This is a genomic window from Intrasporangium sp. (assembly GCF_039812505.1).
Taxonomy (GTDB): Bacteria; Actinomycetota; Actinomycetes; order Actinomycetales; family Dermatophilaceae; genus Intrasporangium_A.
Map to the genome: position 1 here is coordinate 1 of NZ_JBDIAQ010000116.1, position 11073 is coordinate 11073.

Below are 11073 nucleotides of genomic sequence, written 5' to 3' on the forward strand. Positions count from 1 at the left end.
GGTGATCCACGAATCCTGCATACGCGAGGCCCCGGGCCTCAAGACCCCGGGCAACCCGCGACCCTCATAGGGTCTGATCGAGTGTGCGCCTCTCCGGGTCGAGCGTGCAGTTCTTCCGGTCGAGCGTGCATGTGTCCGGACCGACGGTGCCGTGATGCGCGTTCGGCACGGCCGCGACAGGGCAGCTGCAGGTCAGACGGGGCTCAGGTGCCGGGGTCGCCGCTGCTCGGGACGGTGTTGTACTCGCCGGCACGCTCCTGACCGGTCAGGGCCGCGATCGCGTCCATGACGTCGTCGGTCAGCAGCCGCCGGGCCTTGCCCGCCGGGAGATCCTGGTAGGGCTCGACGGCGATGGGCTCGCCGAAGCGCACCGTCACCTTGGCCAGGCGCGGGAAGCTCGAACCGACCGGCTGGATGTCCTCGGTCCCGATCAGCCCGACCGGGACGACCGGGACCCCGGCATGCAGGGCCAGCCAGGCGACCCCGGTGCGTCCGCGGTAGAGCCGACCGTCACGCGACCGGGTGCCCTCCGGGTAGATGCCGAACGCCTCACCGGCCCGGAGCACCTCCAGCCCGGCGTCGAGGCTCTCCTGCGCGGCGGTCGGGGAGCGGCGGTTGACCGGGACCATGCCGACGGCCGTGAAGAAGCCCCGCGAGAGCGCTCCCTTGACGCCGGTGCCGGTCCAGTAGTCCTGCTTGGCCAGGAACCGGACGTGTCGGGGCGCCACCAGCGGGATCGCGAACGAGTCGATGAAGGACCGGTGGTTGCTCGCGAGGATGACACCGCCGGTGAGCGGGACGTTCTGCTTGCCCTCGATCGTCGGTCGGTAGAGGACTCGGGTCAGCGGAACGAGCGCACCGCGAGTGACGCTGTAGAGCATGGGCCCACTCTAGGGGCCGGGCACCCGGCTGGGCGGTCGGTGACCGGGCGTGTGGCGGGACGGAACACCGGCCAGGCCGGGGAGCGGGCAACCAGGACTGCGGCGACCTTGGTCAGACCCGGCCGCGGGCCGCCCATGCGGTCGCGCGGACCTCGAACGGCCCGTCTCCGGTGCGGTCGCGGCAACGGTCGCGCAGGGCCTCCTGCTGCCCGGGCGCGAGGCTGTGGATGTAGTCGCCGGTGGGCCCGACGCCGAGCGTGTACGGCTCCCACCACTCGTCGAACGACCGGTACGTCACCGCAACCCCCAGCTCGGCCTCCGACACCGCCTGCAGCCCCGCCTGTTGCAGCAGCCCGCCGAGCTCGTGCCGTCTGGCTCCCGGCAGGCCCTCCTCGCCCGGGGCGTCCGGGTCGAGCTGGACAGCCGCCTGCCGCAACAGGCTCATCGGCGCCCGGTGCCCGGCGAGGTCCCAGACGGTGACGGCGACGGTGCCGCCCGGCTTGGTGACGCGGCGCATCTCCCGCAGACCCGCGACCGGGTCGGGCATGAAGTGGACGACCAGGGACGCGAGGACGAGCTCGAAGGTGGCGTCGTCCCACGGCAGCTCACCGGCCCGGGCCTCCCGGACGTCGACGCCGGGCAGGCGCTGCGCCAGCGCCGTGCGGAAGGTCGGCGAGGGGTCGACGGCGCAGACGTGCGCACTGCCGAAGCGCTCGACGAGGACAGCGGTGAGGGCACCCGGGCCGCAGCCGACGTCGAGCGCCTTCGCCTCGACGGGCGGGGCGAGCCATTCGACGAAGCGGGCGGCGAGCGGCTCGGAGTAGCGGCCCATGTAGCGCCCGTAGGCATCGCCGGCGACATCGAAGGCCATCCTCGTACGGTACGCCCGCCGCTGCCGGCCAGGCTCGCGTCGGCGGGCGCGGCTGCTACTCCTGGAACTCCTGCAGGACCCGGCCGCCCAGGACCTTCTCGACGACGGCCCGTCCGACGTCGGTGGAGACCTCGATGTCCTCGTCGTCGCCGCTGACGGCGGAGTCGTCGGTGCCGCCGAAGTCGGGATGGACGCCGGTGGGCCCGGTGCCGGCCCCGACCACCGGGGCTGCGCCCGAAGCCCGGTCCGACCGCTCCGGTGTGCGGCTCCGGCGGGCAGCGTCGAGGGACGCCCGAACCGTGTCGGCGCCCGGCCGGGCGGGGCGGGAGGCTGCCCGGCCCGGCCCGGCCGGGTCGGACGGGTGTACCGGCCCGCGCGCTGAAGCCGCCGTCGGGGTCTCGGCCGGGCCTGGCGCGCTCACCGGTCCCGGCACTCGACCCACCGCGGGGGGCCCGACCGGGCCGGGCACGCTCACCGGTCCCGGCTCCGCAGCCGCCGCCGTGGGATTGCCGTTCGAGCGCGGACCCGCCGACCCTGCCGCGGTCGGAGCCGCCCAGTCGGGCGGGGGCGCGGTGACGCTCCCCCAGCCGGCGTTGTCCTCGAGCGACCGGCTCACGGGAGAGGCCGGCCCCGTCCCGGCGGTCGGGCCGTTGTCGCGGACGTCGCCGCTCCGGTGGCCACCACGGCTCGGAGAGGTGGCCGAACCGGGCCGTGGCGCGGGAGGGCGTGGCGCTGCGGCGGCGTCTCCGGTAGATGCGGCCGACCCGGAGGCCGACCCACCCGACCCACCGGGACCACCCGGCGGCTCGGTACGCGATGCCGACGGCGGACCCTGGTCAGTGGTCGCGCCGGGAGGCACGTACACTCCCTCGACCTGGACGTCGAGCCCCAGCTCGTCGATCAGGGCCTGCCGGACGATCTCGGCGTGGTTGCCGACCCGGAAGGTGTTGGTCAGACCCTCGGTCGCGATCCCCAGGGTCAGGGTGTGCCCGTCGTACCCGACGACCTGGGCGTTCTGCGAGACGAAGGTCCAGGTGATCCGGCGCATCCGGAAGACCCGTCCGAGCACGTCCGCCCAGGCCCGCCGGATGGCGTCGGTGTCGAGCCCGGTGCCCGCGACGGCCGCGGGCGACGGACCCGGGGCCGCCGCTACCGGCGGCTGAGGGCTAGCAGGCCCCGGCCCCGGCCGGGCCGCGGACGGCGCTCTCGCGGGCTGGGGGGCCGACGGCCTCGGCGGTGCGGCTGTCGGCGCCGCCACGTGGACCTCGGACGGTCCCGGCGGCGCGGCCCCAGGGGCCTGACCGCCCGGGGACTCGAGGGAGGGCACCGCGCCGCCCACCTCGAGGCGACGCTCGATGCGGTCGAGGCGAGCGGCATACCCCTGCGGGCCGGAGGCCCCCGGCAGGAGGATGCGCGCGCAGATCAGCTCCAGCTGGAGTCGGGGCGAGGTGGCGCCGGTCATCTCGGTCAGGCCGGCGTTGGCGATGTCGGCCGCCCGCGAGAGCGCAGCCGGCCCGAACGCGGCCTGCTGCACCCGCATGCGGTCGAGCTGGTCCTCGGTGACGCCGCGCAGCACCTGGCCGGCGCCGTCCTGCACCGCTGCCACGATGATCAGGTCACGCAGCCGCTCGAGGACGTCCTCGACGAAGCGGCGAGGGTCGTGGCCCGACTCGATCACCTTGTCGACCTGCCGGAACGTCGCCGCCGCATCACCGGCGGCCAGCGCGTCGATCGTCGCGTCGAGCAGCTCGGCGTCGGTGAAGCCGAGCAGCGCCACCGTGCCGGCGTAGGTCAGCCCCTCGGGGCCGGACCCGGCGATGAGCTGGTCGAGCACCGAGAGCGAGTCACGCACCGAGCCGCCACCGGCCCGGCACACGAACGACAGGACGCCCGGCTCGGCCGCGACCCCCTCCTGCTCGAGGATGCCCGTCAGGTAGGCGGCCAGCTTGGCCGGAGGCACCAGCCGGAACGGATAGTGATGGGTGCGCGAGCGGATCGTGCCGATGACCTTCTCGGGCTCGGTGGTGGCAAACACGAACTTCACGTGCTCGGGCGGCTCCTCGACGATCTTGAGCAGGGCGTTGAAGCCCTGCGGCGTGACCATGTGCGCCTCGTCGATGATGTAGACCTTGTAGCGGCTGAGCGCCGGCCCGTAGCTGGCCCGCTCGCGCAGGTCACGTGCGTCGTCGACGCCGCCGTGGCTGGCCGCGTCGATCTCGATGACGTCGACGCTGCCCGGCCCGCCCCGCGCCAGCGCGACGCAGGACTCGCAGGTGCCGCACGGGGTCGGCGTGGGGCCCTGCGCGCAGTTGAGGCAGCGGGCGAGGATGCGCGCGCTCGTCGTCTTGCCGCATCCGCGCGGACCGCTGAAGAGGTAGGCGTGCCCGACCCGCCCGGTGCGCAGCGCCTGCATGAGCGGGCCCGTGACGTGCTCCTGGCCGATGACGTCGGCAAAGCTCTCGGGCCGGTAGCGGCGGTAGAGGGCGGTGGCCATGGCCGAACAGTAACCGCCCGCGCCGACAGGCCGGTATGCCGCCGAGCGGCTGCCGTCAGCGGCGGGCCGCCGGAGTGCCCGCTCGGCTCGGCCTTGATCCACCGACCTCAGTAACGCGTCTCGCACACGACCCTTGACCCCGAGGTGCCCTGGGCGCTGGCCTGCTGGGTGATCCGGCCCTCGACCTCGACCGAGCACTTGATCCACGCATCGTCGCGGCTCGTCGTCGCCGAGACACGCACGACACCGTGCTTCGCCGGGCCACGTCCGCTCCAGGACCGGCCGACGTTCGTGTCGGTCTTCGTCCGCCCGTCGCTCCCGATGAACGAGACCGTCTCGATTCCGGCGTTGGACGCCACCGAGTACACGACCGAGCCCGAGGGCTCGGGCGAGGCGCGGTCGCTGCTCGCCCGCTCGCGGCAGCTGCTCTGCGCCCCGGTGAGCACCACTATTGCCAGGACCGCGAGGGCGGACGCCAAGGTCCGGGACGGTCCGGTGGAGCTGGCTGCCTGGCCCATCACACACCTCCCGATGTGCTGCCCGGGACGCCTCGCGACCCCGACGCGACGCCCCACCAGACAAGGGTCGAGGCCCGGTCAGGAGCCTGTCAAGGCATCCTCCGGCGCGCGCTTGTCGGCCGGCTCGGTCGAAGCCCGCAGCTCAGTCGGGCCACTTGGGATGGCGCTTCTCGAGGAAGGCCGCCATCCCCTCCTTGGCGCCGGCCAGCTGGGAGGCGGCCGCCATGACCTCGACCGCGATCGTGTAGGCATCCGCCTCCGGCCGGCCGAGCTGGGCGTGCAACGTCTGTTTGCCCAGCGCCTTGCTCGCCCGGGACCCCTTCGTCGCGCGGGCCAGCAGGTCGGCGACCGCGTCGTCGAGGTCGTCGTCGGGCACCACGCGGTTGACCAGGCCCCAGTCGAGCGCGGTCGCGGCGTCGATCACGTCCCCGGTCAGGGCCATCTCCATGAGTCGCTTGCGGCCGATCGACCGGGCGACCGGCACGGCCGGGGTGTGGCAGAACCAGCCGCCCTTGCCGCCCGGCAGGGCGAACCCGGCCGACTCGGCCGCCACGGCGAGATCGCACGAGGCGACGAGCTGGCAACCGGCCGCGGTCGCGAGCGCGTGGACGCGGGCGACGACGACCTGCGGGACGGTCTCGATCGTCTGCATGAGCTCGGTGCAGAGCCGCAGCAGGTCGCGCACGCCGGTCAGGTCCCGGGCCGCGACGTCGCCGAAGTCGTGGCCGGCGGAGAACACCGGGCCGTTGCCGGCCAGCACGATCCCGGTCGCGTCGGTCTCGGCCGTCTCCCGGAAGGCCTGCAACAGCTCGGCGAGGTGGTCCGCCGAGAGGGAGTTGCGCCGCCGGGGACGGTTCATCGTGATCGTCACCGTGTCGCCGTCCCGGGTGACGAGCAGGTGCTGGAAGTCGCTCATTGCACGACCGTAACGCGGGTCGGGGCCGGATCGGCCGTGCCGCCCGAGCGGGTCATCCTTTCGGATGATGTCGCTGGCTGGCTCAGCACGCACGGCCTTGCGAGACTTGCGTCTCCGCCCGAGCACTGCCGACGTCCGAGCCAGCCGAAGGAGCACCATGTCACCCCGCACCCTCTACCGCCGCATCGCCCTCGCCGAGGTGGTGTCCTGGGCACTGCTGCTGACCGGGATGTTCCTCAAGTACGTCACCGGCACGACCGATCTGGGGGTCAAAGTCTTCGGGCTGGTCCACGGGGTCGTCTTCATCACGTTCTGCCTGCTCACCGTGCTCGTCTCGGTCAACCAGCGGTGGACCTACCGCCGGACCGTACTGGGGTTGGCCAGCGCGGTCCCGCCGTTCCTCACGGTCTGGTTCGAGCGCCGGATGGAGCGGGCCGGCGCGCTCGAGGGCGGCTGGCGGCTCGGCCACGCCGACGCCCGACCCGAGAACCGCCTCGAGCATGTGCTGCACGCGCTGCTCGCGCGTCCGCTGGTCGCGGTGTCCGTCGGGCTCGTCGCCGTGACGGCCCTGACCGGGCTGGCCCTCGTCGTGGGCGCACCGGTGGGCGCCCAGGGCTGAGCTGCACCCGGACCGGACGCACGCAGGCCCCAAGGGGGAAGAGGATCTCGGTCGGAACGGTCGGGCCGAGCAGGCGGGTAACCGGTCGCGCGACGACCGGCGATTCCGGGCACGCTGCGGGACCCGGCCCGCCTCGATCCCCCACCGGGACATAGGGCGGTAACCGTAACAGGGCCTCGCCTGCGCCTATAGGCGGCTACGCCGTCGACCCGGCACTGCGAAGACCCGATTGTCGCCCGCGCTGGTCCGAACGACAGGGGGAAGCCTCTCGACGCGAGAGTACGTTGCCTCAGCTGCTGCCAGTCTGCGATGGATCATGTCACCGTTGGACAGGTCACTGGGCCGGCGCGGGTGGACGGTAGGTGCCCAGACCCGTCCCTGCTGTCGCTGCGGCTCTGTCGATGTATCCGCGCGCTGCGTAGCCGGGTTCATCAGTGAACCAGAGTGTCAGAGCACCCTCATCGCTGAACAGGATCCAGTCGGCTCCTTCGATCTGGAAGGCGTGGGCGAGGTCAGGTGTGACTTTCACGGCACGCCATCCATGCGGCATCGCGTCCTGGGAGAACGTATAGCCGAGCCTGTCGACGGGGTGTCCTCGGCGTGGGTCGATGACGATCCCGGTTAGCGCATTCGTCGCGTCATCGCCGTTGCTGAGGAAGGTGATACCGGTGGTCTCGAGGTCGCCCGTCTTGTTGGACCAGCGCCCATCGTGCTGGTTGACCACGCCGTACCGCATCAGAGCTGTCCCGGACATGCCGACCCTCAACGGCCCGAGTCCGCCGGGGCGAAGGCCGAACGAGGACAGCGAGATGATAGTGGTGTCGGGCACCGCGGCACGCCGCATCATGCAAGTCAGTGATGGGCCGGTGCTCAACACGTCGAGGTCGACCCGGTCGGATTCGGTGAAGCCCTCGTTGACCAGGTACCGGATACGGTCATCATTCAGACTCGGCGCGGGGACGTCGAGCCGGTCGAACAGCTGCCGCCAAGCGAGGGTCTCCCGGGGTGCTCTGCCGGCCCGGAACTGGCTCTGGCCGACCCAACCGGTCGGGGGCGGCCCGAACTCGGCAGAATCCCACATGTCATCGGGCAGGTTGAGGATCTGTCCGGACGGCGTGGACAGGCGTAGGACGAGCACCTCGTGCTCACCTTGCCCGACGGGGACGTGGGCCATGTCCGAGACCGGAAAGTGGAGTCGCTCGCTCTCGTCGGCGCGATGTGGCCTCCGGGGGCAGGCCTGCCAGCCGCTCCCTTGCGTCTTCGTTTCCCCTGCGTCGGCTCGCGCGTCCAGGGTCGGCAACACCTGAGGTGACCTCCTCGACCCTGTCGTAGGCTCGGGCCGGGTTGGGATCGCATCCGGTGGACCGAACGCCTCGGCAGCACTAGCCACCTGCGTCACGGTCGCGTCCGGTGGCCGCCGGTCCATCGCGCCACAGGAAACCAGCACCGGTGTTGCTGCCGCTGCCATGACCGTGATGGCAAGCCGGGTGATCATCCGCCGGCGGTTGGGCACAGAGACGTTCAGCTGGACACCGACCGGGTCAGCGGGAGAGGTCATGACCCGAGCATTGGCCTCGGTTGTGCAGGCCGGCCGCACACGTGTGCACGTCTCGGTCGCGAGCGTCCAAGGCTCAAGTGCGACCCCGGCGACCCGTCGGACCTAGAGCAGTCGGGACTCGCCCTGCAACGTTTCCTGTAAGAATGCCAAGGTGCGTGGCTGGGGAACAGCGGGGGACCTGGTCGGTGGCCGCTACGTTCTTGTCGACGCGCTCGGCCACGGCGGGGTGGGTGCGGTGTGGCGTGCCTGGGACATCACCGAGCGCATTTTCGTGGCCGTCAAGCTTGCCGATCTGGGTGAGGACCTGCTCCTGCACCAGCGGTGGGTCGCCGAGTCTGCATCCCGGATCCATGGCCCGCACCTACTGGAGACCCTCGACTGGAACTCCGGCCAGCACGGCGACTACATCGTCATGCCATTGGTCGCTGGCGGGTCGCTGGGTCACTTCGTGAGTCGCCATGGTCCGCTGCCCGCAGACCAGATCGCCCGGCTGATTCACCAGTGCGCCGAGGCGCTGCAGGTCATGCACCGTCGCGACCTGCTCCACCGTGATGTCAAGCCGAGCAACATCCTGCTCGAGCCTGGGCACACCCTCGAGGTGCGGCTTGCCGACTTCGGTGTGCTGCGCACCACCTCGGCGGCAGGCCTGACCGGCACCGGCATGGGCCCTTCGGGCACCGTCGGTTTCATCCCCCCAGAGGCCTTCCGGGTCGGTCCGGACGGGTGCGTGCCGCCCCCCACGGCGGCTGCGACTTGTACGCATTGGGGGTCACGGCCTACTTCGCCGCGACCGGGGAGCTTGCCTCGGCACGCACCGCAGGCGAGGTCCCCACCGGTTGGGTGCGGTATACGCAGCCAGCCGACCTGGAACTGCCGGACAGCCTCGCACCCGGGGTCGCTTCGGCGGTACGGGACCTGATGAGTCCCGACCCGCAAGCACGCCCCAGAAGCGCGGCATCCCTGATGGCCAGGCTCGATGCCCTCACCGTGCCCGTCCAGGTTTCAGGCGCCGCTTTCACGGTCCCGGCCAGTCTGGCCCCGCTGCCAGCCGGCTGGAATCAGGACGGGCCCAAGGCGCAGCACAGCCTCAACGTCGTCCTTCCTTCCGATAACCCGGTCCAGCCCAGCGGGCGGTCTGGGGGCCGCGCTCCACTGCTGCTTGGCACCGCCGCGGCGGTACTCGCCGCTGCCGGTGCCACCCTGTGGCTCCTCCCCGGGGGCAACCCACCAACAGGTCAGTCTGACCCGTCGAGAGCAGCGTCGTCCACCAGTACGACGACCCCGGCAGCCGGCGTGGCGGCACGAGTCGAGCCGGCCGGCCAGGCGACTTCTCCGGCACGTCCTGCCGTGACGACCTTCGATCATTTCACGGTCTCCGTGCGCAAGGTCTCCGCGTTGACGCGTGACCGGTTCGCGGTCACCGTGCGCGTGTGCGTCACCTCGCCGGCCCCGGACGCCGTCAACGGGAAGACTCGGATCAGTTGGGAGCCGTGGTTGCTCTCGGTGCGCGGCATGAGCCCGCGAACACCTGCCGAGGATCTGACCGGGCTGCCCGGGGTTCTGCCACCGTCCGCGTACTACCAGAGCGGTGACTGCGGGCAGGGAATCATCCCGTTCCGGGTGCCTGAGGACCGGCAACCCACGGCAGTGCTGTACCGCAACGGGCAAGGCGACGTTGCCAACTTCCCCATCGACCCTTGACCGCACACGTGTGCGGGAACGGGGACAGAGCCCTGCGTGAGGCTGGGTCGCATCCACTTCAGGAGCAGCCGTGATCGATACCATCAACGTGGTCGTCCACCCGGCCGGCGGGGCACCGTCGGTGTCCTACAAGATCGAGCACGACCAGAACCTGATCCTGGCCTTCGGTCGGCCCGGCGGGATGCACCGGGCCCTGGACATGCTCGATGACCCGGGCTCCCTGCTGCGCCAGACCTTCCCGCACCTGGCCGGTCTTGACCCGGCCGTCGACCTGATGCACATCGAGTTGCCCGACCGCCCCAACGACCGGGGCGGCTTCGCCACCTCGTCCTGCGGGCTGCTGCTGGTGCCGGTCCCGAACGGGTGGGTGCTGGTCAACCCCAGCGGCGAGCTGCGCGACGGGAAGCGGGTCGGCGGGGCGATCCCCACGGTCCGCGCCTGGGGCCGCCCGCCGGCAAACCTGCATGTGGCCGGCGGCGAGTTCTCCCTGTCCGAGCACCAGCTGGCCGCGGTGTGGCTGCCAAGCAACCTGGGCAAGATGCACCGGATCGACCTGCAGCGAGACGGGACCCGCCATTCCTTGTCATACCTGGCCTCGAGCGGGTTGACTGGCCGGCCCGACTACCGGCTCAGCGAACGCAACAAGAAAGCCCTAGTGTTCTTCTTCGAGGAGTACCTGCGTTGGGGCAGCGACCCGGACTTCAATCCGAAACCCACCGGGACCGCACGCGACCGGATCCGCAAGCTCGAAGCAGACGGCCAGCAGGTCCCACTCGCGTCCTGGCTGCGCGCGCTGTGGTCGGCGAACAACAAGGACCAGGGCCGCGGCCCGACCGCGCCGCAGCAGGTGCGCGACAGCGACGGGGCAGCCATCGGTGGACGCAGCGACACCAGCGCCGACCGGATCTGGTTCCTGCCCTCCAACGCCGACAAGGTCACCCAGCTTCGCTCGCTGGAGATGGCGCTGCAGTGGCAGCTGATCACCAAACCGGAGGTCGACCGGATCCTGGACGAGTTCGAAGGGGCAGACGCCACGCTGGAGCAGATCGTCAGCGACATCTGCTCCGAGTTCGAGCACGTGCTGCGCCAGCACATCCCGGCCTCCCGGTTCGCCGCCAGTCGCGCCGACGCTCAGGACGAGGTGGACCGGCTCATCGGCAAGATCGGACGCATGATCCGCTTCGCACTGACCAACCGGTCCTTCAACCCGAGCCGCTCCCCCCGCGACCTGCCCGACCTGAACGGCCTGTCCGTCCAAGAGCTGCACGACCGGGTGCACCACGGAGGTAGCTCACCCATCCACTACCAGGACAGCATCGAACGGGTCGAACAGATGCTCGAACCAGACGAGCTGCAGGAGTGGGGACAGCTGCGCCTGACACGCCTTCCCACCGCTGGGGCGGTCGGGCTGCCCGACAATCCCGGACTCAGGGACGGATTTGACTTTCGCGGTTACGCGGCTTCGGCGGCTGCACAGGCGAGCTGGTAGTCGCGGATTATGTTGGGGTCGAGTGG

At 71.4% G+C, this 11073-nt stretch carries 10 protein-coding genes; 4 read left to right on the forward strand and 6 right to left on the reverse strand.

Annotated elements, in window-relative coordinates; translation table 11 throughout:
- Nucleotides 1–203: 203 nt before the first annotated feature.
- The 5 genes from WMI84_RS13550 to WMI84_RS13570 all read right to left on the reverse strand — a co-directional run bounded on the left by WMI84_RS13550 (nucleotide 204) and on the right by WMI84_RS13570 (nucleotide 5680).
- Entirely contained in the window at nucleotides 204–881 is a 678-nt protein-coding gene (locus tag WMI84_RS13550) for a lysophospholipid acyltransferase family protein (RefSeq protein ID WP_347354011.1), read from the reverse strand.
- Between the two features lie 112 nt (nucleotides 882–993).
- Complete coding sequence (locus tag WMI84_RS13555) at nucleotides 994–1752, reverse strand: class I SAM-dependent methyltransferase (protein WP_347354013.1); 759 nt, start codon at nucleotides 1750–1752, stop codon at nucleotides 994–996.
- Between the two features lie 55 nt (nucleotides 1753–1807).
- Nucleotides 1808–4246: a DNA polymerase III subunit gamma and tau gene (locus tag WMI84_RS13560; protein ID WP_347354015.1), complete on the reverse strand. Its 2439-nt coding sequence runs from the start codon at nucleotides 4244–4246 to the stop codon at nucleotides 1808–1810.
- 107 nt (nucleotides 4247–4353) lie between these two features.
- Entirely contained in the window at nucleotides 4354–4764 is a 411-nt protein-coding gene (locus WMI84_RS13565; RefSeq protein WP_347354017.1) for a hypothetical protein, read from the reverse strand.
- A gap of 142 nt (nucleotides 4765–4906) precedes the next feature.
- Nucleotides 4907–5680, reverse strand: coding sequence for an enoyl-CoA hydratase-related protein (locus WMI84_RS13570; RefSeq protein ID WP_347354019.1), 774 nt, complete (start codon nucleotides 5678–5680; stop codon nucleotides 4907–4909).
- Between the two features lie 157 nt (nucleotides 5681–5837).
- On the opposite strand from WMI84_RS13570, the gene WMI84_RS13575 reads away from it, so the two are divergent.
- Entirely contained in the window at nucleotides 5838–6299 is a 462-nt protein-coding gene (locus WMI84_RS13575) for a DUF3817 domain-containing protein (RefSeq protein ID WP_347354021.1), read from the forward strand.
- Nucleotides 6300–6633: 334 nt separating this feature from the next.
- Here WMI84_RS13575 and WMI84_RS13580 read toward each other — a convergent pair whose 3' ends face one another.
- On the reverse strand, nucleotides 6634–7857 hold the full coding sequence (locus tag WMI84_RS13580; protein WP_347354023.1) for a hypothetical protein: 1224 nt from the start codon (nucleotides 7855–7857) through the stop codon (nucleotides 6634–6636).
- Nucleotides 7858–8008: 151 nt separating this feature from the next.
- Here WMI84_RS13580 and WMI84_RS13585 point away from each other — a divergent pair, with 151 nt between their 5' ends.
- The 3 genes from WMI84_RS13585 to WMI84_RS13595 all read left to right on the forward strand — a co-directional run bounded on the left by WMI84_RS13585 (nucleotide 8009) and on the right by WMI84_RS13595 (nucleotide 11047).
- The gene (locus WMI84_RS13585; RefSeq protein WP_347354024.1) at nucleotides 8009–8776 is read left to right on the forward strand and encodes a serine/threonine-protein kinase; all 768 of its coding nucleotides are present in this window, start codon (nucleotides 8009–8011) and stop codon (nucleotides 8774–8776) included.
- Nucleotides 8777–9204: 428 nt separating this feature from the next.
- Nucleotides 9205–9558, forward strand: a complete 354-nt coding sequence (locus WMI84_RS13590; RefSeq protein ID WP_347354026.1) for a hypothetical protein — start codon at nucleotides 9205–9207, stop codon at nucleotides 9556–9558.
- 70 nt (nucleotides 9559–9628) lie between these two features.
- The gene (locus tag WMI84_RS13595; protein WP_347354028.1) at nucleotides 9629–11047 is read left to right on the forward strand and encodes a hypothetical protein; all 1419 of its coding nucleotides are present in this window, start codon (nucleotides 9629–9631) and stop codon (nucleotides 11045–11047) included.
- Nucleotides 11048–11073 lie beyond the last annotated feature (26 nt).